This window comes from Marivirga sp., from assembly GCF_035704835.1.
GTDB lineage: Bacteria > Bacteroidota > Bacteroidia > Cytophagales > Cyclobacteriaceae > Marivirga.
Genome location: NZ_DASSWQ010000096.1, coordinates 1 through 24,949 on the forward strand (window position 1 = coordinate 1; position 24,949 = coordinate 24,949).

Sequence of the window (24,949 nt, forward strand, 5' to 3'; positions counted from 1 at the left end):
ACTTCAAAAGGATGATGAACATATGGAAATCATCTCTTTGGCTCTATTTACAAAAGATGTATCAAAGCTGTTTCATCTGTTATCAAAATTTTTTACCATTAAAAGGGATATATTATGGGGTTTTTAAGGGCTGACTAAATAAGCGGCTTGAGGTAAATCTGATATTGTTATTTGGCCTTCTGAATCAAATGAGTAATCAATTAGATCAAAAAATCCTTCCTCATTGGTCATTTCTCTAAAAGCCTCATCCATAGGAATTAATCCAATCTTAGCTTCAGGATTAAATTCAATAGGCTGACCAGTAGAATTATCTAAAATTCTAACTAATATTTCACCATAATGATCTGCAATATTGATCTCATGCTGAATATCAGTTCCACTAATCACATGAACTTCTTCATTTATTTGAAAATATTCTTCATTATGAGTAAATTCTGCAGAAATGTAATATTCTCCAGCTTCGAACCTGCCAAAATCAACAACGCCATTTTCGTTTGTGTAGTCCACTTCAATTCTATTTTCAGATTGGATATTAAAAAGCGAAATTTTTGCGTCTGAAATCGCTAGACCATTGGCATCTTTAATTATGGTTGAAAGTCCACCATCAGTTCTAAAAAAAATGCTATCAATTTCATCATCTTGACATGATGTGAAAACTATAAGACTTAGCATTAAATAAGCTAAAGGGTTAAGTAAAAATTTTTTCATTATTAATGGTTTTTGATCTGAAAATAATCGCAAACCTAAGAAATTAATACAAGCTCCAAGCTTATTTGAAGAGAAATACTGATATACTATGAATAAAAATTAAAATTCTAACTTAAATATATAAACATATAAAGAAAGATATGGTTTTTTAAAAATTAGATGTTCAAACATGAGTAATTAACTCAAAAAAATCAAATTTAAAAACCATTCTGCAAGTTTGCTCTTTTATCATTAAATAGGTTGACCAAGGGTATTTAAAACAAAACCCTTTTCCAAAGAATAAAAAATTGGAAAAGGGTTCATCTAAATGTTTTATCGTTTTTTTAGATAATCATTCCTGCACCAACAGTTTGCATGGTGAATTCATCAATGATAATTAAGGACCCAGTACTTCTGTTTTTTCGATAAGCATCGTATAATAATGGCTTAGCGGTTTTCAAAGTAATTCTCGCAATATCATTTGCTCCCACTTCTTTATTTTCTTCATTCTTTTCGAGCGTATTTACATTGACTTTATATTTCACTTCCTTCACAATAGCTCTAGCCTCATTAGTGGTGTGTTTTACAATATACTTTCCGCCTAATTTTAAAGGAGTTACATTTAGCCAGCAAACCATCAATTCAATATCTTGGCCGATTATGGGTTGATTATTAACCTTTGCTAACATATCACCACGACTGATATCAATTTCATCTTCTAAAGTCATAGCTACTGACATTGGAGGAAATGCTTCTTTCAGTTCTCCATCCATTGTTTCAATGGTTTTAATCCGTGTAGTAAATCCTGAAGGTAATACGACTACTTCTTCACCTTTACGGAAGATACCTCCACTAACCAATCCGGCATAGCCTCTGAAATCATGATATTCAGTGGACTGTGGACGAATTACCCATTGTATTGGGAATCTTCCATCAATTAAATCTCTATCAGATGCCACTTGCACATTTTCTAAAGTCCAAAGTAAAGAAGGTCCTTTATACCAATCCATATGCTCAGACTTATCCACAACATTATCTCCGTTTAGAGCGGAAATTGGAATAAATCTGATATCTGGAATTTCCAATTTTGCATCGAAACTTAAATACTCTTTCTTGATTCGCTCAAAAACTTCTTCTTTATAGTCAACCAAATCCATTTTGTTGATACAAACAATCACATGTTTGATTTGCAAAAGGGAAGCAATGAATGAATGTCTTTTTGTTTGTTCGATTACACCTTTACGGGCATCTATTAAAATGATAGCAAGATTCACATTTGATGCACCCGTCACCATATTACGAGTATATTGTACGTGACCAGGAGTATCGGCTATGATGAATTTTCTTTTTGGTGTAGCAAAATATCGGTAGGCTACATCAATGGTAATGCCTTGCTCACGCTCAGCTTTTAAGCCATCTGTCAATAAAGCAAGGTTCACGTGCTCATCGCCACGACTTTTGCTCGATTTCTCAACCGCTTCGATTTGATCCTCGAAAATTGATTTAGTATCGTACATCAAACGACCAATCAATGTACTCTTTCCATCATCAACACTGCCCGCAGTGGAAAAGCGCAGGAGGTCCATATCCAAGTATCCGGCCGTATCTGTTTTTTTGTATTCTTCTGTGTCTCGCATCTATAAATTTCTTATTATAACTTAAGTCTTTCCTGTGAAGTCTTGAATCTAGACTCTTGGTTCTAAAATCTCTTTCTAAAAATATCCTTGTTTCTTTCTATCTTCCATAGCAGCTTCCGATCTCTTATCATCAGCTCGTCCGCCTCTTTCAGTTTGTCTGGCGGCTGCTACTTCCTCAATAATTTTATCTAAAGTATCCGCCCCTGACTCAACAGCTCCTGTGATTGTCATACAACCTAACGTCCTATAGCGAATAGTTTTTTCTTCGTACTGCTCACCATCCAAAAGAGTGTTAAAAGGAGATTTCGCTATCAAGACGCCATTTCTTTTTACCACATCTCTTTTATGAGAGAAATAAATACTAGGCAAATCAATTTTTTCTTTTTTGATATATTGCCACACGTCCATTTCCGTCCAGTTGCTGATAGGAAATATTCGGAATGATTCACCTGGCGCTTTTCTGCCATTGTAAAGATTCCATAGTTCAGGACGCTGATTTTTCGGGTCCCATTGGCCAAAATCATCTCTGTGTGAGAAGAATCTTTCTTTTGCCCTCGCTTTTTCCTCATCTCTTCTACCTCCACCAAAAGCAGCATCATATTGACCTTCTTCCAGTTTTTCTAATAAAGTAATAGATTGTAAGGTGTTTCTACTTGGATTTAAACCTTTTTCTTCTGCTGCTGTTCCTTTGTCAATTGAATCTTGAACTAGACCCACATCCAAATTCACTTTATATTTTTCCGCCAAATTATCTCGGAATTCCAATGCTTCAGGGAAATTATGGCCTGTGTCTATGTGCAATAATGGAAAAGGAATTTTAGCTGGCCAAAAGGCTTTTTGCGCTAAATGCACCATCGTAATGGAATCTTTTCCACCAGAAAACAAAATGACTGGTTTTTCAAACTGAGCTGCTACCTCACGGAAAATGTAAATAGCTTCTGATTCTAATTGATCTAAATGTGATAAGTTGTAAGATGACATATTTATTAATTCAAAATTTTATTTCTTCTATGATGATTTACCTTTTGGTTCGGATTTTCCAACAACTCAATAGAGTTCTCTATTAATTACTAAAAGGCATTTTTTAATGTTTAATTCTTTCTATAATTGCTTTAACTAATTCTTGATGGCTTTCTTCCAAACCTTGATTAGCAGTATCCACTGATACATCTGGGCTTTTAGGCACATCAAATGGAGCACTTACTCCTGTAAAATCAGGAATTTCTCCTTTTCTAGCTTTTGCATAGAGCCCTTTCACATCTCTTTCTTCACAAACCTCCACAGGGCAATCTACATAAACCTCCACATAACCATCTCCGATTATTTCTTTAGCCATTTTACGGATATCGTCTGTAGGGCTTATAAAGGAACAGATGGTTACAAGACCCGCATTCATAAATAACTTTGCTGTTTCCGCTGCTCTTCTAATATTTTCTGTTCTGTCTTCTGGGCTAAATCCCAAATTATTATTGATGCCCGTTCTCATGTTGTCACCATCAAGCAATTGCGTAAGAAAACCTTCTTCATGTAAGCTGTTTTCTAATGCTCTTGCAAGGGTACTTTTTCCAGAACCTGACAAGCCAACCATCCAAATAACAATGGACTTTTGATTGAGCATTTTTTCTTTGTCGGAACGGCTCAAAATTGTATCGAAAATGGGATAAATATTTTTCAAACTCATATAATTTTAAGCAAAGTTAATAGGATAAAATTATAGTTATAAGCATTTCTTACGTAATTTTGCACTTGTCTATAAATATTTAAACTCTATTGGGTTTGTAGGCTAATAGAGGGCGATTTTGAAGAAAAAAAATTTAGAAAATTCTGGTTAGGAATTGAAAATCAAGAAGAATGGGTATGAAAATTGAGAATTTAGTAGAAGAAGTTAAAATTATTGCCAAAAATGCGGGGGCAGCAATCATGAATATTTATACAGATGCAGACCTCAGCAAAGTGGTAGATTATAAAGCAGATGATAGTCCATTGACCCTAGCAGATGAAGCTGCAGATAAGGTTATAAAAAAAGGCTTGGAAGAGCTTTCAGTTCAATATCCAATCCTATCAGAAGAAGGCAAAAAAATGTCTTATGAAGAAAGAAAAGACTGGGACACTTTCTGGTTGGTTGATCCATTAGATGGCACTAAAGAATTCATCAAAAAAAATGGGCAGTTTACAGTAAATATTGCATTAATAAAAGACCATTTCACCATAATGGGCGTCATTTATGTTCCTGCAACTGATACCTTTTATTATGGAAGCGAATTAGGTGCTTTTAAAGAAGAGGGTGGGGAAAAAACTGAATTGAAAGTAAATAATAAAAACACAGATAGAATAGCTGTAAGAAGCGCATCACATGCATCTCCTGAAGAGGATGAATTATTAGCTAAATATGATGTGAAAGACAGTATTTCTAAAGGAAGCTCCTTAAAATTTTGCTTGGTAGCGGAAGGTAAAGCAGATATTTACTATAGACATGGGCCAACAATGGAATGGGACACTGGCGCAGGACAGGCGATTTTAGAAGCAGCAGGAGGGAAAGTTTTTACAGGCAATGAAGAAAAAGAGCGATTCGATTATAACAAAGAAAACTTATTGAACGGTAGCTTTTTGTGTTTGGGGTTTTGAGAAAGTAGGATGATGGATGACGGATGAGGGGTGTGTGAATGAACACGCACACATCTCTGATCTATTATATAGCAATTTGTATAAGTAGAGTAATTACAAGGATACTACTTGAAATCTTCGTGAGTTATTTCAAAACAACCATATGCTTTATTATTTATAAAATTAATAATTTCCTCTTCTTGAGTTAGAATGATTTTAGCAATTTGGATTGTTAATAAATTTCCTAATCTTAACCATATTATTTTTGGGGGAAACCCATAAACCGAATTAAGGTCATTGAAATCTGAATCCTGCGTTACAATGGTTAAATTTGATTTTTTAGCAAATTCCCAAATCTCTTTATCTGTAGCATTAATTAATCCTTCACTTTTTATAGTTGTTGCATCAGAAAATCTATCAGGGAGTTCTTTTAATATTCTATGAGATATGTTTTGGTCAAAGATCAACCTCATACAGTAACATGGTATGTTTTATTTTCTCTATTTGCTGCAAAACTAAGAGCCGCATAAATATCTTCTTTAGTTAATTCATCAAAATCTTTTAGAATTTCTTGTATGGTCATTCCAGAAGCTAACCACCCTAAAATATCGCTTACTGTAATGCGCATTCCTCGAATACAGGGTTTTCCACCCCTCTTACCTGATTCAATTGTTATTATATTTTTATATTCTACCATATCCATTCTTTTTTTAAATATAATCAAATTCAATTTAATAACGAATTAACAATTTTACAGGTTTTTTTATTTGGAAATAGGCTTTTTAGTTAATCTTCATTCTTAAAATTAAAGACAGCAAAAGTCAATCTATCTTCATTCTGATTTTCAATTGCAATACATAACCCTTTCGGAGCAAGCAGAATAAAGCGAGGATCATATTTCTTTGGGAGTGGCAGTTCCTGCAATAGATTGAAGTCTTCATCTAAGATGGAAATATAAGTGTTTTTGGAATTGAAGATACTTATTTTGCTTATATCCACTTTTGATAAATCAGCTGAAGATGGTGATTGAGAAAACCTGTAATATAATTTCCTGTATGGATCATATTCTATTCGGTAGAATGAAGGAGAGCTTATAAAAAATTTCATCATTTTGAATCCATTAGCTTCTGGATCTTTCCAGTATGCAGGTTCTTCTACATTTTTGGAAGGTACAGAAAATGAGTCCGTTTCTTGGAAGTCTGTTAGATATAACTTTTTGGAAGCGGGAAATGAAATTACTGCTTTTCCAGTATTTGAATTATAAGTATGATACGGAAAGCTGTGATACAGTCCCCATAATTTACTTTGATATCTTTTTGGATAAGGAATTTGATAATCAATAGCTCCTGATATCAAATTCAGTTTTATGAATACATGTGAATCGTAAAAATCAGTTTCGAGCGGATTGGCATCGGGGAGTCCTGCTAAGGCAACTATAGAATCAGAAAGAATTAATAATGGATTTGTAGACTGCAAAATTGGTTTTATGCTATTGTCTGTATCTTTAGGACGCCCAGTGAAATCTAATTCTCCTTGAAACAATTTATAATTTTGAAGACGCTTTCCATTACTGTTAATTAAAGCTAAACTATAAGTTGCACTACTGAGTACGAATATTGAATCCATTGATTTCACGTGAATACCATATGGTTTTCCGATATTATTTGGGCCTTGAGTGTAGAGTTTGGTTTTCTTAACAACATTTCCGATTTCAAAATCAAACCAGATTATTTCATCGGTAGGCTTATTAAATACTATCAAGTACCTATTATTCTCCGCCTCAAAATATTGAAAGGTGTTGGATTCTTTGGAAATGGTAGAGTCAATCGAAAAATGAATCTCCTTTATCTTATAATCTTGAATATCACCATCTGCGGATTTTCCATTCTCACAGGAATAGAAAATGGAAGAGATAAACAAAATGAAAAGTACAGATTTAGAACGGTAATTAAGGATTGATTTAATTAAGCTGATATTCATAAATAGAAGATATCTAAGTAAAAAGAGGTTTTTATTCCTCCTGATATTCTAACAAATCACCAGGTTGACAATCTAAAGCTTTGCAAATGGCTTCCAAAGTGGAAAAGCGGATGGCTTTGGCTTTGCTTGTTTTAAGAATTGAGAGATTGGCTACCGTTACCCCAATTTTTTCTGCTAATTCTTTGGATTGCATTTTTCGCTTAGCCAACATCACATCTACATTAACAACTATCGGCATGGCTTATATGGTTAATTCGTTATCCTGAAGCAATCGATGTCCCTCTTTGAAAACTTGAGTCAAAATGATGGCGCCAAATGCAAAAAACACATAATTAAATTCAATACCGACACCAATTTTATCTGGGCTAAGTTTTATGAATTTTATGATAACGAGTAGAACTGAAAGCTGGCTGATTTTATAAAAAGCACTAATATTATCTTTTGTAAATGTTTTGAGGCTGTGAATATTTTTTACAATATCAATTCCATATCCAAGAATATTAAAGAGCAATACAAGAACTGTAATGTTTTGCAATACTATGAAGAATGCTAGCCAAGGACTAATTGTGGTTAAATCTATGATACTAAGCCCACTTTGATTTGATACCAGCTCTTGTGATTGAATTATTAATTTTTCCAATGAATGGTTGTTTAATAAGGAGCCAATAAAAATTAAGATTTGTAGAGATGCAATTAAGGCAATTAAAACTCGGAATACTTGCATGATAATCGCACTAGCGGATAAAATGACATTCTTTTTCATAGTCTTAGGATTTTATAATCGTAAAACTATATATAATTATTGATAAACAGTAATTATTTATCGTAAATATTCATTTCAATTCTAAATTCCACTTCTATATTTTCATTTACCTTCACCATTCCGAAGAATTTTTCAGGGGCTTCTAAGCCAAAATCGGTGATGCATAAATCCATAGTGGCAGTAGAAATCAATTTGTTATTGTTGAGTTTGTTGTTGAGGTTGACCGTATAAAATTGCTTTTCACCTGCCATTTCTATCATAATATGAGCAGTTTTGTTATCAGTGATTTTCTTAAGCTGAAAAATAATGAAAGGATAATTTTCATATAACAATCGAAAGTATAACTGAAGACCGTATGGAGGGAGATATATTTACTGAGGTTGAACCAGACAGCATCTACAATGTTGTGTTTGAAAAATATGAATTTGAAGATTAAATTAATTAGAAAACCTTGCTGACCCGCATCTGCAAGGTTTTTATTTCCTCTTTTCACCACCCATCAAAAATTTATACAATTAAAATTTTCTTTATTGCACGTTTAATTTTTTAAGATACATTTGTAAAAAAATTAATATCAACGTGCATATACTCACAGCAAAGAACCTCAATAAAACATTTCATCAAAATGTAGCGCTCCACAATGTGGATTTAGAAATCCCTAAACAATCTATTTTTGGATTATTAGGGCCAAATGGAGCTGGAAAAAGTACTTTCATTCGAATTGTTAATCAAATTATAAATGCTGATTCTGGCCAAATTCAAATCAATGGCGAAGATTTAGCAGCAAAACACATTGGCACTATTGGCTATTTACCAGAAGAAAGAGGCTTATATAAAAAGATGAAAGTTGGAGACCAACTTCTATATCTAGCTCAATTAAAAGGTCTTCCTAAAAAAGAAGCTGTTCAAAAAATAAAATCATGGTTAGAAAGATTTGAAGCATCCGATTGGTTGAACAAGAAAATAGAGGATCTTTCCAAAGGGATGCAGCAAAAAGTGCAATTTATCTCCACCGTAATGCACGAACCAGAACTCATTATTTTGGATGAACCCTTTTCTGGCTTTGACCCGATCAATGCGAATTTAATAAAAGACGAAATCCTACGTCTCAGGGAAAAAGGCAGTACCATTATTTTCAGTACCCACCGCATGGAATCTGTGGAGGAAATGTGCGATTATATCGCTTTAATTAATAAATCTGAGAAGATTTTAGATGGAGAAAAGTCTAAGATTAAAAACGACTTTAAATCAAATCAGTTCACATTAGTACACAGAGGCAACGGAATTTCTACTAATGAAACGTTTAATTTGGAAAGTAAAGTAACATTTGGAGAGGGGCTTCATAAATCTACTTTGAAATTACTTTCTGGTGCTTCATCTAATCAGTTACTACAAGAATTGCTTAACCAGAAAGTTGATATTGTTTCTTTCCAAGAGGACATTCCTTCAATCAACGATATTTTCATCCAATTGGTAAAAGGAGATAAACAAAATACACCCACTTCATAACCTTAAATTAACGAACAGATGAGTAAGATTGGCTTAGTAATTAAAAGGGAATTTGACAGCAGAGTAAAAAAGAAAAGCTTTTTACTGGCGACCATTTTGGTTCCTTTATTGTTTCCTGCAATCATAGGCGGGATGATATATTTTGCGATTCAAGAATCAAAAAATGCAGAGCAGGAAAAAGTTTATGTCATAGATGAGGCAGGAGAGTTTAATTTTGAAAATGATAACAAATATGCTTTTGAAGAATTGAACCTTGGTTTAGAAGAAGCCAAAGTAGCCTTTACGGAGAGTGAAGCATATGCATTACTCTATTTGCCTGCAATTGACTTGGCAAATCCAGCAGGAATTGTAATGTATGCTAAAAAGAATCCAAGCCTTCAGGCGAGTTCCTATTTTGAAAATCAAATAGAATCGCAGATCCGCGATAGAAAACTAAAAAGCAGTGGAATAAGTGAAGAAGAACTTGATAAATTAAAAACCAACATCAGTTTAAGTACAATAAATGTTTCAGACACTGGTGAGGAAAAAGCAAGTAGTGCTGGTGTGGCTTACGGAATCGCTTATGCGTTCAGTTTCTTGGTTTATATGTTTGTGCTTATTTACGGAACACAAATTATGCAGGGAGTGATTGAGGAGAAGTCAAGCAAAATTGTAGAAATTATAGTTTCTTCTGTAAAACCTTTTCAGCTTATGATTGGAAAAGTAATTGGAGTGGCATCCGTTGGTTTGCTTCAGTTTGCCATTTGGGTAGTATTAATTTTCGCACTTTCAGCTGGGGTTTTCGCTATTTTTGATTTTAATCCTGCAGACATGCAAACAGCTCAAGAAAGTATGTCAGGTATGAATGGTAATTCATCTGCACAAGCAGCCATAATGGAAAATTCTAAAGTTGGAGAAATTTTAAATGTAGTCTATGATATTCCATATGCATATTATATTTCCGTTTTCGCTTTTTTCTTTATAAGTGGATATTTGCTTTATGGGGCGTTATTTGCAGCAGTGGGCTCTGCTGTGGATAATATTACTGATGCTCAACAATTTACTATGCCTATCACTATGCCCATGATAATTGGTTTTTTAGGAACATTTATGTTTGTTATGCCTGAGCCAGATGGAAATGTGAGCTTTTGGTTATCCATCATTCCATTTACGGCCCCAGTTGCTATGATGGCTCGAGTTGCTTTTGGTGTTCCTGCTTGGGAATTAGCCCTAAGTATGGGTCTGATGGTGGTAGGATTTCTGTTCACCATTTGGATGGCGGGTAGAATTTACAGAATAGGAATTTTAATGCATGGCACAAAAGTGAATTATAAAACCTTGCTGAAGTGGGTTAAAACCAATAGTTAGAAACCACAAATGAAATCTGTCAAGTTTTAAATTCTATTTTGCAATAGCTTGACAGATTTCACTAATTTCTTTTAACATTAAAATAAATCTTATATAAAAGTTTCACAGCCTTATTTTTAGCTACCTTCAATGAAAAGATGGCAAAAATACAGTGATAGGCGTTTTACAAATAGTGATTTATAGTTTTGGAGGGATATTGATTTTCATTAGTCTATTACCTTTAATTCGTCATGACCATTGGACTTTTAGAATTTTCGAGTTCCCAAGAGTTCAGAAGTGGGTTTTGAATATTATGATTCTTGTTGCATCAATTTTAATTTTTCCTGATGATGCTTATTTTTCTTTTGGTTTTATCTTATTACTGGTAGCTAATCTGCTCTATTTAAGCTATCAAATTTATCCTTACTTGCCTATTGCTCAAAAGCAAATGGAATCTGTTGCCCAAAATAAGCGACCCAATATCAAATTGTTGATTGCAAATGTCTATCAAGAAAACCGAAAATGGGGGAAGTTAATTGATATGGTGCAAGGAGAGCAAGCTGATGTTGTGCTTTTGGTCGAAACTGACGAATGGTGGAAAAATAAATGCTGTGATACTTTTGGAAATGACTATAAATATCAAGTTTTAGAAAACAGAGAGAACACCTATGGGATGCTACTTTTCTCAAAACTAGAATTAAAAAACACACAAATTCATTATTGGGTTAAAGATGAAATTCCTTCCATAGAAACCGATATTCAGATAGATAATCGCTTTATCAAATTATACGCGATTCATCCTGAGCCTCCTGTTCCTTCTCAAAACCCCAAATCTACAGCGCGTGATGCAGAGATTTTATTAGTTGGGCAGAAGACTAAAGCTGATCAAGTTCCGACTATCGTTGCGGGAGATTTAAATGATGTGGCTTGGAGTTATACATCGGAATTATTCTTAAAAATTAGTGGTCTTTTAGATCCAAGAAGAGGGAGAGGCCTTTTTAGTTCTTTTCATGCCAAGCATTGGTATGCACGTTGGCCATTAGATCATGTCTTTTGTTCAGGACATTTTCGTTTGCAAAAAATAAGGAGGATGGGCGATATTGGGTCAGATCATTTTCCAATTTTACTACAATTATTTCTGGCTAAAACGGATGACGATAGTGAAGAACTAGAGAACTCAGAGGAGGATGAAAGCCTGAGTAAGGAAAAAATTAATAAAGCTTAATTTTCGAATTTTTCAAAAATAAAAGTGGTCATTTGCAGCTTTCCATTCTCATCTTTTGCTGAGAGTTCTAGCTTTAGAAAATCATTATCAACTGATTTAACCTGGATAAAAGTACCGTCTTCACGATAAAAATAACCGTCTTGACTTGAACCAACCGATTCGAAATTACAGATACGAGGCCAAAATTTATTTTCAGAACCAATTCTAGACATGAGGTTCTCAGAAATTAATAAAGAAAACTCAAGGCCTAAATGTTCTTCGTTAGCATGATTTTTAGAATCAATGCATACCCACATTCCTTTTATATCGTTTATTAAATTTTGAGATTTGATTTGCATAACAATTAATCTTTAGTCAGAGATAATTTTCTCCATCGATTACCAAAGTGATCCATTTTTCTTTTGGTAATGTTTTGGGATTCTATTGATTGGTCAACACCTGAGTACTTAATTTTTACTTCCCTTATGGGAGTGGCTTCTGATATATTTTCGAGAGAGATACCAATATTGCCAGGTGAGTGTGTAGGCACCCACCAAAAGGCAATAATTGATATAACTAAGAAAAACTTCATTCCCCAAACTTTAGGTAAATGTCATGGAATTCTTCTCTTTTGACAATACCTATATATAAGTATTTATTGACAGATTGATGGATTTTGATAAGAATATTGATTATTGACCAATTTTATTGGATGGTATTCTTATTTTTATGTAATTAATACATAATTAGTTTCAAGAGTTTCAAGCAGTAAAAATTCTTCAATATGAGGCTTATTAAAAATCACCGTTGATAGAAGGGGTTACAAAGCAGTTTTTGATACTGGAAGTTCAAAAAATCGCATAAAATGAGGTTATATGAAATACATTTTTAAATTTTCAATTATAAAAATACTTGCACTTATTTTTTTAATTAGCGTGAACCAAACCACTTTCGCTCAGAACGCCTCATTCGAAGAAGCTTTTAAAGTATTAGAAAGTAGTTTAACAGTTTATTTTGATGCGCAATTATCTTCCGAAATTGATACGACATCAAGCAGCGGAAGAAACGCATTATACGCTGAAAAGCAGCTAGTTAAAGCGAAGATTGAACTGATAAAGTCAGATCTTGAGAAAGGAGATGTTTACTTATCCTTGGATTCACCGAACAGTGCTGTTTTAGTTTCTTTAGTGTACTCTATGCTCGTTTTCGAAGAGTTGGATTTAAAATTCGTAGAGCAGTTTCTAAATGCAATGTTTAATAAAAAAATGCTGAATCAAGATGATAAAAGATGTATTATAGGTGCGCTTGAGGAGTATAAAGTGGCTCAAACAAGTTTTAAGGATTTTTCAAAGAAAGAAAATGCTAACGAAATTCAATTATATTTTTCTTCTATATCAGGGTTTTTTAAAGGGTGTATTTCTAAATCGTATTAATAGTTAGTTTAGGTAATCATCTTACTCTGTATAGAACACCCTCTTAACGCGCTCGCTGATATTGGTAAGTATTTCATATGGAATGGTATCTATAGCACTTGCCATGTCTGAAATATTGGGGTTGTCGCCAAAAATAATCACTTCATCACCTGCATTACAATCGATATTTGAAACATCAACCATGGTCATATCCATACAAACATTCCCAATTACTGGAGCTAATTTTCCATTTATGAGAACTTTTCCAATTCCTTGACTGAACTTTCGATTGAATCCATCTGCATATCCAATCGATATAGTGGCAGTTTTCATGTCTTCATTTGCATATCCTTTTCTTGCGTAGCCAATAGTTTCTCCTTTTTTTATTTTTTTTACTTGGGAGATAACGGTTTTCAAGATGGAGACAGATTTAAGATGATTACTATGAATCCCTGTAGGATCTACGCCATATAATCCGATTCCAAGTCTAACCATATCAAATTGATAATCTGGAAAACGGCTAATGCCTGGGCTATTCAATAAATGAAGCAAAGGTTTATATCCAATAAAGTCGATGATTTCATCCGCAGATTTTTTAAAAGACATGGCTTGCTGAGCAGAAAAACCATTATGAATTGCCTCATCCGATGCGGCCAAGTGACTAAATATGGAGGCCACTTTTAGTTGAGGATTCTGTTTTAGCAATTCTTTTAAAAGCCCTTTTTCATTTGACTCAAAACCAAGTCTATGCATCCCTGTATCCAGTTTCAGATGGATTTTTAGTTTACTTTTTTGATTTTTAGTATAACTGGCATAATCTTTAAATATACTTTCGCTATAAAGCTCTGGCTCAAGATTATATTGATGCAAAAGGTCAAATGAGCGTGGGTCAGGATTCATGACCATTATAGGTAGCTCAATGCCGTGTTGGCGTAAAACAACTCCTTCATCTGCGTAGGCAACGGCTAAGTAATCCACATTTTGAAATTCTAACCAATTGGCAATTTCATGGCTGCTGCTCCCATAAGCAAAAGCTTTCACCATAACCATGGTTTTTACATTGGGTTTTAACCTTGACCTGTAGAAATTGAGATTATGAGTTATTTTATTCAGGTCAATCTCTAATATTGTTCCGTGAATTTTTTGTTCTAATCTTTGAACTATGTATTCAAAACTAAATTTTCTTGCTCCTTTAATGAGGATTAATGCTTCCCGAAACGAATTTTCTTTTTCATAATCTAGAAAAGAAATAGTATCAGAGAAGAAAATTGTTGCTCCGTCATAAGTTTTTTCGAGTAATTTAATTGCATTTCCAATTCCTATAACTAAATCTAATTGTTCAGAAGCTAGTCTTTCTGATAATTGCCGATAAAGAACCTCAGGACTTAATCCTGTTTCAAGTAAATCTGATAATATGAGAATCCTTTTTTGATATTGCTTTTGTTGGGCAAAAAATTGAAGAGCTGTATCAAGACCAACCAAATCGTTATTGTAGGAATCGTCAACCAAATACGTATTATTCTTGCCTTTTTTGGTTTCCAGCCTCATGTTGAGAGACCGAATATCGTTTAGTGTATTTTGAATAATTTTTATCGGGAAGCCTTCGTGTAGCAATAGTAGAAGACAATGTGTAATATTTTCTAAGGAAGCGTAATCTTTAAATGGTACCTGAAAAATGTGAAATTGGTCATGAAACGGAATTCTTATAGCAGTCCCATTTTCTCTTTCTTCAGTTTCTACAAAGTAGTTCGAGGTATTATCTTCAAAAGACCACCCTATAAATTCTTTTTCTTCCAATTTGGGGAGATTATGCAGGGCATTTGAAATTTCTGGAAAATCCTTGCAAAATATTATGGTAGATGAATCTTTAAATAACTGAGCTTTTTGGTGGGCTTTTTCCTCCAAACTCGGAAAACCTTCGTCATGTGCAGTTCCTAAATTGGTGTAAATACCAATTTTTGGTTTAATAATCGCTTCCAGCTTTTCCATTTCACCCACTTTGGAAATTCCCGCTTCAATAATCGCATAATCTTGATAATGATTTAAATGCCAAAGCGATAATGGAACGCCAACTTGTGAATTATAACTTCTTGGACTTCTATAAACGGAGTAAACAGACTCTATTAGTTTTCCAAGCCATTCTTTTACGATAGTTTTTCCATTACTTCCTGTTATACTGATTTGGGTTCCTTTGAATTTTTTTCTTTTATATCCAGCTAATGCCTGAAGGGCTTCAATACTATTATCGGCTTTAAAGATGTTGGCTTCCGGAAAATTTGAAACAGCAATTTCTTTATCTACAATGAAGTTTCTGATTCCTTTAAAATAAAGTTCCTCAATAAACTTATGACCGTCATGGCGGTCACCTTTTATAGCGATAAATAAATTCTTGGTGTTGACTACAGTATTTCTACTGTCTATGAAAATATTCTCAATATGGGTTTCTTTTCGGAGTTGGGTAATTTCTCCATTTAAAACTTTGGATAGAGATGAGAATTCAATTTTCAAGGATGGAATGAATTATTAATGTTAACTATAAAAAAAAGCTTGTTTAAAAGTCTACTGCTAACTATTTGCTAACAATATCAAGACCTATGATACTATAGGTCCATAAACTTTTAAACAAGCTTAAGAAAATTTATTCTCCAGCAGCAGTTTCTGGCTTTGCAGAAAGATTTTCTAGAACTTCTTTCAATGGAACTCTTGTACCATCTTTGTAAGGAACAATCCAAGCTTCTTTAACGCCCATTTTTCTCAAGGTCTTTTTGAATTTATCAGCTTCCCAATAATCTCTGAATCTACCTAAAGTAATTCTTTGAAGACCCTCTTCTGTAGTTTCACCACTGAAGTTCGGATTATTCTTGAAATATTCTGACATATCAATATTTTCAAAAGCGCCTACTTGCACTTTAAACCAAGTTCCACTTTCATCTAAAGCTTCTGGCTCTTCATTTTGAGCGTTTTTCGCTTTACTTGCCATTTCGTTTGCTCTTTGTCTTTGAGCTTCGGCCATTGCTTTAGCTTCTTGAGCCTCTGCTTTAGCTGCCGCAATTTCAGCATTTTTGTTACTCAACTGATCTTGAAGATTTTCTACTTGAGAATTTAGGCTGGCAACAGAATTTTTAAGGCTTTCATTTTCTTCAACCATAGCCTTCATTTGCTCAGGATTTCTTTTGAGCTCCTTAGCCATCTTTTTCATTTCTTTCTTTTCTGCTCTACTCAATTGAGCGGAAACGGAGAAAGCCATGCAAAAAATCATCAGGATGGCGATTATACTTATCTTGCTTTTCATATCTATGTAATTCGGTTTATTCAATTTTATTCAACTAAAGTAAGTAAATAACTATTATAAAGACAAATAATACTATTTATTGTTTTTCAAACTGCCAATCATATCTTCAGGTTTTACCCATTCATCAAATTCCTCAGCAGTCAGATATCCTAGATTAATTGCTTCTTCTTTAAGTCTAGTACCATTTTCATGTGCTGTTTTAGCAATTTTAGCGGCCTTTTCGTAACCAATTTTTGTATTTAAAGCAGTTACCAACATTAAAGAATTATCCAAATGTTCTTTTATTCTTTCATAATTAGGCTCAATTCCAACGGCACAATTTTCATTAAATGACACACAAGCGTCACCAATTAATCGAGCAGATTGTAAAAAGTTGGCTGCCATTACTGGTTTGAATACATTCAGCTCATAATGACCTTGCGTTCCACCAACTGTTATGGCTACATCATTTCCCATTACCTGAGCGCAAACCATAGTTAAAGCTTCCGCTTGCGTAGGATTTACTTTTCCTGGCATAATAGATGAACCTGGCTCGTTGGCCGGAATAATGATTTCTCCAATTCCAGATCTTGGACCTGAAGCCAGCATTCTTATATCATTTCCAATTTTATTTAGAGAAACGGCTATTTGTTTCAATGCACCATGAGATTCCACTATAGCATCATGAGCAGCTAAAGCCTCAAATTTGTTTTCGGCAGTTCTGAAAGGTAATCCTGAAAATTCCGCAATTTTTTCAGCCACTAATTCAGCATATCCATCAGGGGTATTAATTCCAGTTCCCACCGCAGTTCCACCTAATGCAATCTCAGATAAGTGATCCAAAGTATTTTTCAAGGCTTTTATACCGTGATTTAATTGAGAAACATAACCCGAAAATTCTTGACCAATTGTTAAAGGAGTAGCATCCATTAAATGGGTTCTACCAATTTTAACTACTTTTTCAAAAGCTTTTGATTTTTCTGCAAGTGTATCTCTTAACTTTTCAATTCCAGGAATAGTGGTTTCAATCACCATTTTGTAGCATGCAATGTGCATACCTGTTGGGAACGTATCATTTGATGATTGTGATTTGTTAACATCATCATTGGGATGCACTATTTGTTCATCATCATAAGTTTTACCTGCTAAAATTTGTGCTCGGTTCGAGACCACTTCATTGACATTCATATTTGATTGAGTGCCTGATCCAGTTTGCCAAATAACCAGTGGAAATTGGTCATTGTGCTTATTGTCCAATATTTCATCACACACTTTGGAGATTAAATCTCTTTTCTCTTGGCTTAAAACACCTAATTTATGGTTAGTATGAGCAGCAGCCTTTTTTAGATAAGCAAATCCATGTACAATTTCTAAGGGCATGCTTGCTTCAGCACCTATTTTAAAATTATTTCTACTTCTCTCAGTTTGGGCACCCCAATACTTATCAGCGGGTACTTTTACTTCACCCATTGTGTCTTTTTCAATCCTGTATTCCATTATCAAATGTTTTTTCGATTAATACTGTAAAATTACAACTAATCATATGAATTGCTATGATTAACTGCTAAAATACCACTATAAATAAATTAAAAAAATGAAAGTAAATACCTAATAAGTTATAAAAAAATAGCTTTTCATGTATGGTTCTAATATTTTTGTTGTTCAACAACACAAAAAATTAAATGAACAACATCTACAGAAGGTTGATGCTCAGTTTGCTTATGATATTTGTTTGCGTATTAACTGTCAGCTACTGTCATCAAATTAAAGAAGGAGGAAAAAAAGTAATGTCGTCTATAAGGAGTATTTCAAATGTATCTGCAGCCTATGCAGTATTTCCTTAATGCAAGATTTTATTTATTGTTAATATTCTATTTATTATGTATTCAAGATATAATAGGAGGACAATTATTTCCTAGAATTTATACAATCCGCTTAAATTTTTGATTAGAGTTTCTCCAAAAAACTCATTACTGTCTCAATCAGAATCCTGAAAGTCACTTCTATCAAATAATTTTAGCTTTATTTAAGCAATTTATAGTCTATCCCACTTACTATATAATAGTTCTCTTCATGCCTTTAATAAGGTGATTCGCATTTTTTTCATTTTATTTAAATCTAATCTAAATAAAATTGCTTTTTTATTTGTAACCAATCTAAATAAAATTAATTTTGCGTCATCATTAGAATCAATCTAAATACAAATATTAATTTTACACAAATGAAAAACTTAAGATTACTAGGATTAGCACTATTGGCAGCTTTTGCCTTCACCGCATGTGATGATGAAAATACAGCTGGTGAAAACGGAAACTATGATATTCCAACGACTTATGATTTTGAAAATGTTAGTTATACTGGTCAAATTCAAAGACTTGACATGCTAGATGAGTTAACTACTTACATGAAGACCGCTAACAATGGAGCAGTTTTGGATGCTCAGGTTATGTTAAATATGTTTGCCAATGAAAACGATGCTTTTGCAAACGATGAATTGAATGCTGCAGACACAAAAGAACTTGAGAACAAAACAGTAGCAGCAGATATAGAACTTTTTAAAGGGTTCATTAATGATTTTGCTGCGGCAACTGCTGAGGCTAACGGTGGAGTTGGAAGCAATGGCGTTCCTGGTGTAGTAACTTCACCAAATGATGCATCAAAGAAATATTTTTTCGATGCAAATGGCTTTGAGCACATCCAGTTAATTGAAAAAGGGTTAATGGGTTCATGCTTTTACTTTCAAGGGAATTCTATTTATCTAGGTGCTGATAAAATGAATGTAGATAATGAAACCATAGAAGAAGGAAAAGGAACTGCTATGGAGCATCATTGGGACGAGGCTTTTGGTTATTTGGGTGTTCCTACTGATTTTCCTACAACTACTGATGGAGCAAGATTCTGGGGAAAATATGCAAACGGAAGAGATGCACTATTAGGCTCGAATGAAGCTATTATGAACGCATTTATTACGGGTAGAGCAGCGATTTCAAATAAAGATTTGGAAACAAGAGATGAACAAATTGAAATCATCAGAAATGAATGGGAAAGAGTTTCTGCTGGTACTGCTGTTCATTATTTAAATGCAGCTAATGCAGCTTTTGCAGACGATGCAGTAAGAAATCATACTTTATCAGAAGCTTGGGCATTTATCCACGCATTGAAATATAATCCAAACAAAAAATTGACCAACACTGAAGTTCAGGGGATTTTGGCAGAATTAGGAACAAATTTTTACGAAATCACACCTGACAATATCAATTCAGCAAAAGCTACTTTAGTGGCAGCATATGGATTTGAAGATATTCAAGATCGATTATAATTAAGTAAAAAGCATTAAGCAATTAAGCCGAAGGGCTGATAGCTTAATGCTTTAATTTAAGTGCTTGCAGCCTTTGATTTTCTTAGCTGCAGATTCAACATTTGACAAAATAGAATCAGATGAAAAATTTAAAATTTTCTTTCTTCATACTAGTACTATCTACTTTCACTGCCTGCGATCCTGAATCAGGCAGTGAAAAAGTAGATTTTGATAGAGAAGCATTTCTTATCAATATGGCTGATAATGTTATTCAGCCATCCATTGAGGACTTTGCATCCAAAACGGCTAATCTTTCAACTGCAACAACTTCTTTTTCAAGCGATATTTCATTTGAGAATCTTCAAGAATTAAGAATTAGCTTAAAAGCGGCTTGGTTAAGCTATCAACACTTAGCTTTTGTTCATGTTGGTCCAGTTTCTACCGTCAATTTGAGGGATAGGGTAAATATATTTCCGAGCAATCCACAATTAATTGAAGAAAATATTTCGTCTCAAAATTATGTGTTAGGATCTGCTTCAAATGTTTCCGCTAAAGGATTTCCTACTTTAGATTATCTGCTTTTTGGTACTGCAAATTCTGATGAGGAAATTGTCGCCTATTTTGAAGATGTGAATCAAGGACAGAATAGAATACAATATTTAACAGATGTAGTGGCTGACATTCAATCGGCAGCTACTAGAATGGCAGAAGGTTGGGCAGATTATAGAATGACCTTTATTGGTAACACCGGAACTGATGTCGGAAGCGGTACAAGCCTTTTAGTAAACGAATATAACTTTCAATTCGATATCAGAATTAAGAATGCTAAAATTGGATTTCCTTCAGGAGGAAACCCCCGTACTGGTGGAGTTGTAAAACCAGAAATTGTAGAAGCGTACTATTCGGGTTGGTCTGGAGAATTAGCTGAAAAGGCAGTAGCTTCTTCCATTGCAGTATTTAAAGGGGAGAATTTTATTTCTGAAAATGATGGTCTTGGTCTTGATGATTATTTAGTTGCTTTAGATGCCAGAGATAGAAATGATAATCTGTTAAGTGAGGCTATCATTAATCAATCACTCGCAGCATTAGCGGAAATGGAGAAAATTGATGCTCCATATAGTGAAGTTGCTGCAGTTGAAGGGGGCCAATTAGTTGATGTTTACAATGCTTTGCAAACGGTAATTCCTTTAATTAAAGTTGATATGACTTCTTCTTTATCGGTTTCAATTACTTTTCAGGATAATGACGGTGACTAATGGGTTGCTAACATATCGTTACAATCTACCTAAACACATTGCGCCATTAGCTACTTTCAGAGTAGCTTTTGGTTTTATGATGCTTGCTTCCATAATTCGGTTTTGGACGAATGGATGGATAGACAAACAGTACATTGAGCCTGAGTTTTATTTTCCTTATTATGGCTTTGAATGGATAAAATCTTGGGGAGACCCTGGAATGTACCTCCTTTTTGCCTTAATGGGGTTTGCTGCAATAGGAATTGCATTAGGGGCATTTTATAGATTTAGCGCCACATTATTTTTCTTAAGTTTTACCTATGTTGAGTTGATTGATAAAACCAATTACCTCAATCATTACTATTTTGTAAGCATCATTGCGTTTTTACTGATTTTAGTTCCAGCAAATAAAGCATACTCCATAGATGCTTGGCGCAAAAAAAAGCAGGAATTTCACGTGCCAGCCTGGAGCATTCATATTATCATTTTACAATTAAGCATTGTCTATTTCTTTGCAGGATTAGCCAAATTACAATCTGACTGGTTGTTAGAAGCACTGCCATTAAAAATATGGTTGCCATCAAGAGCAGATACTCCAATTATCGGATTTCTTTTAGATTACAAATGGACGGCTTTTATTTTTAGCTGGTTTGGCGCATTTTATGATTTGACAATTCCATTTTTTCTTCTTTGGAAAAGAACGCGAGTAGTTGCTTATTTAACCGTCATTGCTTTTCATTTCATGACTGCTGCACTTTTTCAAATCGGGATGTTTCCATACATTATGGTAGTCAGTACCTTAATCTTTTTCTCAGAAGATTATCACAAAAAAGTATGGGTCAAATTATTTCCGAAAAGGGAAGAAGAATTACCAAAATCAACTGCATTTAATACACCAGTTATTATAAAATATTTTTTAGTCATTTATTTCAGCCTGCAAATTCTATTGCCTTTTCGCTATATACTTTATCCTGGTAAGCTATTTTGGACTGAACAAGGCTATAGGTTTTCATGGAGAGTAATGCTAATGGAGAAAGTTGGTTATTCACAATTCTCTGTAAACATTCCAGAAATAAATAAATCATTTGAAGTATTACCATCACAATATTTAACCTCCGTTCAGGAAAAAATGATGAATACGCAACCAGATATGCTTTTACAGTTTGCTCATTTTTTGAGGGATAAATTTCAGTTAAAATATAATGCAGAAGTAGAAGTTTTTGTGGAAAGCTATGCCACAATAAATGGAAAGGGGAGTAGACCATTCATCAATCCAAATGTAAATTTGGCCACCATTAAAAAGGGTTATCAACATAAAAACTGGGTACTGCCCTATAATCAATGAAGAAGCAATATATCCATATTACCATTTTATTGATTAGTATTTTTTCTAATTCATTATTTGCACAAGGCATCAAAGGAACCATTATTGATTCAGAAAGTAAAAAAGGAATTGAGCTTGCTGAAATTTTTGTTTTGGATAGCAAGTATAATGCAGTTTCGGATGAAAAAGGCAATTATGAATTGAATTTACCTGAAGGAGATTATAAAATTGCCGCCTTTTATTTGGGAAGACAAAGTGAAATCAAAGAAATTGAAATTGAAAATGACTGGCAGACCATTAATTTTTCTTTAGAGCCGTTATTTGAAACTTTGGAGGAAGTGAAAGCCATTGGGAGGAAATCAGAGGTGTTTAGTGTCAATAGATTGAATTCAGTGAAGGGGACGTTAATTTATGAAGCCAAGAAAAATGAAGTTATTTCTATTGACCAAATAAACGGTAATCTTGCTACCAATAATGCCCGACAAGTTTTTGCTAAAGTTCCAGGTTTAAATATTTGGGAAAGTGATGCGGGTGGCCTTCAATTAGGAATTGGCGGAAGAGGTTTAAACCCAAATAGAACTTCCAATTTCAATACAAGACAAAATGGTTATGATATTTCTGCCGATCCATTAGGTTATCCTGAGAGTTATTATACGCCACCAGTTGAAGCTTTATCTAAAATAGAAGTTGTAAGGGGAGCAGCTTCTCTTCAATATGGTTCGCAGTTTGGAGGAATGATTAACTTCATTATGAAAAAAGCACCAGAGGGAAAACCAATTCAGTTTCATACTAGAAATACGGTTGGCTCTTTTAATTTATTAAGTTCTTACAACAGCCTTTCTGGCAATACAGAAAAGATGGATTATTTTGTCTACTATCAAAGAAAGCAGGGAGATGGTTTTAGAGAAAATGAATCTTTCGAGTCAAATAGTTTTTTTGCAGATGTTAATTTTGAAATAGCTGATAGGTTATACCTAAGTTTTGAGTTTACACATATGGATTATTTAGCTCAGCAGGCAGGTGGTTTAACGGACAGAATGTTTGAGGAAGACCCTAGGCAATCCGTAAGAGAGCGTAATTGGTTCGGAATTGACTGGAATATTCCAGCATTGATTTTAGATTATAAAATTAACGATAAAACGAAGTTAAATTGGAAAACATTTGGATTAGTAGGCTCAAGAAAAGCTTTAGGAAATTTAGAAAGAGTTACCCAAGTAGATTTTCCAGAGGAAGAAAGAAATTTGTTGTGGGATGATTTTGAAAACTTTGGATCTGAGTTACGCCTTTTGCATCGCTACGATTTCATGGGTCAAATTCAAGCCTTAGCGATTGGCGCCAGATATTTTCAAGGTAATACCCAACAGCGACAAGGATTAGGACCTGCAGGTTTTGAAGCTGACTTTCAATTTAATAATCCAAATAATCTAGAAGATTTAGCATTTCGATATCCTTCGGAGAACGTGGCTTTTTTTGCTGAAAACATCATAAATATCAGCAGTAATTTAAGTATAACACCAGGTTTAAGATGGGAATATATTAGCACAAATAGTACAGGCTATTATCGAAATATGGTGGAGGATTTAGCTGGAAACGTTATTTTTGATACCACTATCAATGAATCTAAAAACCTTGATCGTTCTTTTATGCTAGCTGGATTAGGAGTGAGCTATAAAACTAAGGCAGATTTAGAAGTATATGGAAATATCTCTATGAATTACAGAGGCATAAATTTCAATGATTTAAGAGTCAATAATACGAATATCTTGGTTGATCCAAATTTGAAAGATGAAAGTGGGTATAATGCTGATTTAGGTTTTAGAGGGAATTATAGTGATTTTCTCAATTTTGACTGGAGTTTATTTTATTTGGCATATAATGACAGATTAGGTGCTTTACTTCGATATGATGACGCAATTGATGGTTTTCCAAGAGTTTACAGATATAGAACGAATGTTGGAAATGCGGCTATCGCTGGCATGGAATCCTATACGGAAATGAATTGGAGTAAATTCCTTAATCCAAAACCTATTCACGAGTTTTCCACTTTTCTAAATGCAGCATTCATCAGGGGAAGATACGCAGAAGATAATATGGAAAGCTCCATATCTGGAAATAAAGTAGAATTAGTTCCTGATGTAAATATCAAAACAGGAATCCACTATAAATGGAAAAGCCTTTCTTCCACTTTACAATTCACCTATTTAAGTGAGCAATACACGGAGGCCACTAATGCTGAAAGAACTTCAACTGGAGTAGATGGAATAATTCCTTCATTTCATGTTTTGGATTTAAGTGCTAAGTATAAATATAAGTTTGCTCAGCTAGAAGCAGGAGTTAATAATTTAACCAACAATTACTATTTCACTAGAAGGGCAACAGGATATCCTGGCCCTGGAATAATTCCATCAGCAGGAAGAAATTTTTATGTAACACTGGATTTGAAGTTTTAAGGATATTTTGATTTAGGAAAAATCTCGCCAGACCAAAAAAATTTTCTCATAGAGCGCAGGACGGAGGACTAAACAGCAGGCCAGTGTTCGGATAAGCGGTGCAGCATTGTTTTGTCTTGACTTTTCCCAAAGGGATGCCGATGGCGTTGTTTCTTTATTGTCAAGTCCTCAAAGTCTTTTAACTGAACCTCAAAAAAGATAACAAAATGCCTCCGTTCTACAGGAAATGTTTGGTGGATAAATAGCGTT

The 24,949-nt window shown here is 34.0% G+C and carries 24 protein-coding genes; 9 read left to right on the plus strand and 15 right to left on the minus strand.

The genetic code is table 11. From position 1 onward, the window contains the following. Window positions 1–123 precede the first annotated feature (123 nt). The 4 genes from VFM92_RS16700 to cysC all read right to left on the minus strand — a co-directional run bounded on the left by VFM92_RS16700 (window position 124) and on the right by cysC (window position 4,005). Window positions 124–708 (minus strand): hypothetical protein, encoded by a 585-nt coding sequence (locus tag VFM92_RS16700; protein WP_325123376.1) that lies wholly within the window; start codon window positions 706–708, stop codon window positions 124–126. A 323-nt stretch (window positions 709–1,031) separates the two neighbouring features. After that, window positions 1,032–2,324 (minus strand): sulfate adenylyltransferase subunit CysN, encoded by a 1,293-nt coding sequence (cysN, locus tag VFM92_RS16705; protein ID WP_325123377.1) that lies wholly within the window; start codon window positions 2,322–2,324, stop codon window positions 1,032–1,034. 75 nt (window positions 2,325–2,399) lie between these two features. Then, the gene (cysD, locus tag VFM92_RS16710; RefSeq protein WP_325123378.1) at window positions 2,400–3,305 is read right to left on the minus strand and encodes a sulfate adenylyltransferase subunit CysD; all 906 of its coding nucleotides are present in this window, start codon (window positions 3,303–3,305) and stop codon (window positions 2,400–2,402) included. A 103-nt stretch (window positions 3,306–3,408) separates the two neighbouring features. Further along, window positions 3,409–4,005 carry an adenylyl-sulfate kinase gene (cysC, locus tag VFM92_RS16715; protein WP_325123379.1) on the minus strand — a complete coding sequence of 199 codons (597 nt, stop codon included), beginning with the start codon at window positions 4,003–4,005 and terminating at the stop codon, window positions 3,409–3,411. A gap of 176 nt (window positions 4,006–4,181) precedes the next feature. On the opposite strand from cysC, the gene cysQ reads away from it, so the two are divergent. After that, window positions 4,182–4,949: a 3'(2'),5'-bisphosphate nucleotidase CysQ gene (gene cysQ, locus VFM92_RS16720; RefSeq protein WP_325123380.1), complete on the plus strand. Its 768-nt coding sequence runs from the start codon at window positions 4,182–4,184 to the stop codon at window positions 4,947–4,949. Between the two features lie 104 nt (window positions 4,950–5,053). On the opposite strand, the gene VFM92_RS16725 is transcribed toward cysQ, so the two are convergent. The 6 genes from VFM92_RS16725 to VFM92_RS16750 all read right to left on the minus strand — a co-directional run bounded on the left by VFM92_RS16725 (window position 5,054) and on the right by VFM92_RS16750 (window position 7,931). Then, complete coding sequence (locus VFM92_RS16725; protein ID WP_325123381.1) at window positions 5,054–5,401, minus strand: DUF5615 family PIN-like protein; 348 nt, start codon at window positions 5,399–5,401, stop codon at window positions 5,054–5,056. Then, a complete protein-coding gene (locus VFM92_RS16730; protein ID WP_325123382.1) occupies window positions 5,398–5,625 on the minus strand; it encodes a DUF433 domain-containing protein in 228 nt (75 codons plus the stop codon). The genes VFM92_RS16725 and VFM92_RS16730 overlap by 4 nt, the downstream gene beginning before the upstream one ends. An 89-nt stretch (window positions 5,626–5,714) precedes the next feature. Next, window positions 5,715–6,908 (minus strand): DUF4221 family protein, encoded by a 1,194-nt coding sequence (locus tag VFM92_RS16735; RefSeq protein ID WP_325123383.1) that lies wholly within the window; start codon window positions 6,906–6,908, stop codon window positions 5,715–5,717. Window positions 6,909–6,939: 31 nt separating this feature from the next. After that, window positions 6,940–7,146 carry a helix-turn-helix transcriptional regulator gene (locus tag VFM92_RS16740; protein WP_325123384.1) on the minus strand — a complete coding sequence of 69 codons (207 nt, stop codon included), beginning with the start codon at window positions 7,144–7,146 and terminating at the stop codon, window positions 6,940–6,942. A gap of 3 nt (window positions 7,147–7,149) precedes the next feature. Continuing rightward, window positions 7,150–7,671 carry a hypothetical protein gene (locus VFM92_RS16745; RefSeq protein WP_325123385.1) on the minus strand — a complete coding sequence of 174 codons (522 nt, stop codon included), beginning with the start codon at window positions 7,669–7,671 and terminating at the stop codon, window positions 7,150–7,152. A gap of 53 nt (window positions 7,672–7,724) precedes the next feature. Continuing rightward, window positions 7,725–7,931, minus strand: a complete 207-nt coding sequence (locus tag VFM92_RS16750) for a hypothetical protein (RefSeq protein ID WP_325123386.1) — start codon at window positions 7,929–7,931, stop codon at window positions 7,725–7,727. A 319-nt stretch (window positions 7,932–8,250) separates the two neighbouring features. On the opposite strand from VFM92_RS16750, the gene VFM92_RS16755 reads away from it, so the two are divergent. From VFM92_RS16755 to VFM92_RS16765, 3 genes are all read left to right on the plus strand, one after another. Next, the gene (locus VFM92_RS16755) at window positions 8,251–9,180 is read left to right on the plus strand and encodes an ATP-binding cassette domain-containing protein (protein ID WP_325123387.1); all 930 of its coding nucleotides are present in this window, start codon (window positions 8,251–8,253) and stop codon (window positions 9,178–9,180) included. An 18-nt stretch (window positions 9,181–9,198) separates the two neighbouring features. After that, the gene (locus VFM92_RS16760; RefSeq protein ID WP_325123388.1) at window positions 9,199–10,527 is read left to right on the plus strand and encodes an ABC transporter permease; all 1,329 of its coding nucleotides are present in this window, start codon (window positions 9,199–9,201) and stop codon (window positions 10,525–10,527) included. Between the two features lie 151 nt (window positions 10,528–10,678). Beyond that, window positions 10,679–11,731, plus strand: coding sequence for an endonuclease/exonuclease/phosphatase family protein (locus tag VFM92_RS16765; protein ID WP_325123389.1), 1,053 nt, complete (start codon window positions 10,679–10,681; stop codon window positions 11,729–11,731). Here VFM92_RS16765 and VFM92_RS16770 read toward each other — a convergent pair. Continuing rightward, window positions 11,728–12,069 carry a hypothetical protein gene (locus VFM92_RS16770; RefSeq protein ID WP_325123390.1) on the minus strand — a complete coding sequence of 114 codons (342 nt, stop codon included), beginning with the start codon at window positions 12,067–12,069 and terminating at the stop codon, window positions 11,728–11,730. The two genes, VFM92_RS16765 and VFM92_RS16770, sit on opposite strands and share 4 nt — an antisense overlap. 5 nt (window positions 12,070–12,074) lie before the next feature. Next, window positions 12,075–12,302 carry a hypothetical protein gene (locus tag VFM92_RS16775; protein ID WP_325123391.1) on the minus strand — a complete coding sequence of 76 codons (228 nt, stop codon included), beginning with the start codon at window positions 12,300–12,302 and terminating at the stop codon, window positions 12,075–12,077. Between the two features lie 283 nt (window positions 12,303–12,585). Between VFM92_RS16775 and VFM92_RS16780 the strand changes: the two genes are divergently transcribed. Next, window positions 12,586–13,143 carry a hypothetical protein gene (locus VFM92_RS16780; protein ID WP_325123392.1) on the plus strand — a complete coding sequence of 186 codons (558 nt, stop codon included), beginning with the start codon at window positions 12,586–12,588 and terminating at the stop codon, window positions 13,141–13,143. Window positions 13,144–13,164: 21 nt separating this feature from the next. On the opposite strand, the gene VFM92_RS16785 is transcribed toward VFM92_RS16780, so the two are convergent. The 3 genes from VFM92_RS16785 to fumC form a co-directional block, all read right to left on the minus strand. After that, entirely contained in the window at window positions 13,165–15,630 is a 2,466-nt protein-coding gene (locus VFM92_RS16785; protein WP_325123393.1) for a bifunctional UDP-N-acetylmuramoyl-tripeptide:D-alanyl-D-alanine ligase/alanine racemase, read from the minus strand. Window positions 15,631–15,760: 130 nt separating this feature from the next. Beyond that, a complete protein-coding gene (locus VFM92_RS16790) occupies window positions 15,761–16,414 on the minus strand; it encodes an SPOR domain-containing protein (RefSeq protein ID WP_325123394.1) in 654 nt (217 codons plus the stop codon). A 72-nt stretch (window positions 16,415–16,486) separates the two neighbouring features. Continuing rightward, window positions 16,487–17,890, minus strand: coding sequence for a class II fumarate hydratase (gene fumC, locus VFM92_RS16795; RefSeq protein WP_325123395.1), 1,404 nt, complete (start codon window positions 17,888–17,890; stop codon window positions 16,487–16,489). Window positions 17,891–18,614: 724 nt separating this feature from the next. Between fumC and VFM92_RS16800 the strand changes: the two genes are divergently transcribed. The 4 genes from VFM92_RS16800 (at window position 18,615) to VFM92_RS16815 (ending at window position 24,700) form a co-directional block, all read left to right on the plus strand. Next, window positions 18,615–19,712, plus strand: a complete 1,098-nt coding sequence (locus VFM92_RS16800) for a DUF4856 domain-containing protein (protein ID WP_325123396.1) — start codon at window positions 18,615–18,617, stop codon at window positions 19,710–19,712. A gap of 119 nt (window positions 19,713–19,831) precedes the next feature. Continuing rightward, entirely contained in the window at window positions 19,832–20,947 is a 1,116-nt protein-coding gene (locus VFM92_RS16805; protein ID WP_325123397.1) for an imelysin family protein, read from the plus strand. Beyond that, window positions 20,934–22,271, plus strand: a complete 1,338-nt coding sequence (locus VFM92_RS16810) for an HTTM domain-containing protein (protein WP_325123398.1) — start codon at window positions 20,934–20,936, stop codon at window positions 22,269–22,271. Before VFM92_RS16805 ends, VFM92_RS16810 begins: the two co-directional genes overlap by 14 nt. After that, window positions 22,268–24,700, plus strand: coding sequence for a TonB-dependent receptor (locus tag VFM92_RS16815; RefSeq protein ID WP_325123399.1), 2,433 nt, complete (start codon window positions 22,268–22,270; stop codon window positions 24,698–24,700). Before VFM92_RS16810 ends, VFM92_RS16815 begins: the two co-directional genes overlap by 4 nt. Window positions 24,701–24,949 lie beyond the last annotated feature (249 nt).

Excerpts from the sequence above, each read along its gene's own strand:
- fumC (WP_325123395.1), bottom strand. The coding sequence starts at position 17,890 with ATGGAATACAGGATTGAAAAAGACACAATGGGTGAAGTAAAAGTACCC.
- VFM92_RS16805 (WP_325123397.1), top strand. The coding sequence starts at position 19,832 with ATGAAAAATTTAAAATTTTCTTTCTTCATACTAGTACTATCTACTTTC.
- VFM92_RS16780 (WP_325123392.1), top strand. The coding sequence starts at position 12,586 with ATGAAATACATTTTTAAATTTTCAATTATAAAAATACTTGCACTTATT.
- VFM92_RS16800 (WP_325123396.1), top strand. The coding sequence starts at position 18,615 with ATGAAAAACTTAAGATTACTAGGATTAGCACTATTGGCAGCTTTTGCC.
- VFM92_RS16725 (WP_325123381.1), bottom strand. The coding sequence starts at position 5,401 with ATGAGGTTGATCTTTGACCAAAACATATCTCATAGAATATTAAAAGAA.
- VFM92_RS16700 (WP_325123376.1), bottom strand. The coding sequence starts at position 708 with ATGAAAAAATTTTTACTTAACCCTTTAGCTTATTTAATGCTAAGTCTT.
- VFM92_RS16815 (WP_325123399.1), top strand. The coding sequence starts at position 22,268 with ATGAAGAAGCAATATATCCATATTACCATTTTATTGATTAGTATTTTT.
- VFM92_RS16750 (WP_325123386.1), bottom strand. The coding sequence starts at position 7,931 with ATGATAGAAATGGCAGGTGAAAAGCAATTTTATACGGTCAACCTCAAC.
- cysN (WP_325123377.1), bottom strand. The coding sequence starts at position 2,324 with ATGCGAGACACAGAAGAATACAAAAAAACAGATACGGCCGGATACTTG.
- VFM92_RS16775 (WP_325123391.1), bottom strand. The coding sequence starts at position 12,302 with ATGAAGTTTTTCTTAGTTATATCAATTATTGCCTTTTGGTGGGTGCCT.
- VFM92_RS16790 (WP_325123394.1), bottom strand. The coding sequence starts at position 16,414 with ATGAAAAGCAAGATAAGTATAATCGCCATCCTGATGATTTTTTGCATG.
- VFM92_RS16745 (WP_325123385.1), bottom strand. The coding sequence starts at position 7,671 with ATGAAAAAGAATGTCATTTTATCCGCTAGTGCGATTATCATGCAAGTA.
- VFM92_RS16730 (WP_325123382.1), bottom strand. The coding sequence starts at position 5,625 with ATGGTAGAATATAAAAATATAATAACAATTGAATCAGGTAAGAGGGGT.
- VFM92_RS16810 (WP_325123398.1), top strand. The coding sequence starts at position 20,934 with ATGACGGTGACTAATGGGTTGCTAACATATCGTTACAATCTACCTAAA.
- VFM92_RS16760 (WP_325123388.1), top strand. The coding sequence starts at position 9,199 with ATGAGTAAGATTGGCTTAGTAATTAAAAGGGAATTTGACAGCAGAGTA.
- cysD (WP_325123378.1), bottom strand. The coding sequence starts at position 3,305 with ATGTCATCTTACAACTTATCACATTTAGATCAATTAGAATCAGAAGCT.
- VFM92_RS16770 (WP_325123390.1), bottom strand. The coding sequence starts at position 12,069 with ATGCAAATCAAATCTCAAAATTTAATAAACGATATAAAAGGAATGTGG.
- cysQ (WP_325123380.1), top strand. The coding sequence starts at position 4,182 with ATGAAAATTGAGAATTTAGTAGAAGAAGTTAAAATTATTGCCAAAAAT.
- cysC (WP_325123379.1), bottom strand. The coding sequence starts at position 4,005 with ATGAGTTTGAAAAATATTTATCCCATTTTCGATACAATTTTGAGCCGT.
- VFM92_RS16740 (WP_325123384.1), bottom strand. The coding sequence starts at position 7,146 with ATGCCGATAGTTGTTAATGTAGATGTGATGTTGGCTAAGCGAAAAATG.
- VFM92_RS16735 (WP_325123383.1), bottom strand. The coding sequence starts at position 6,908 with ATGAATATCAGCTTAATTAAATCAATCCTTAATTACCGTTCTAAATCT.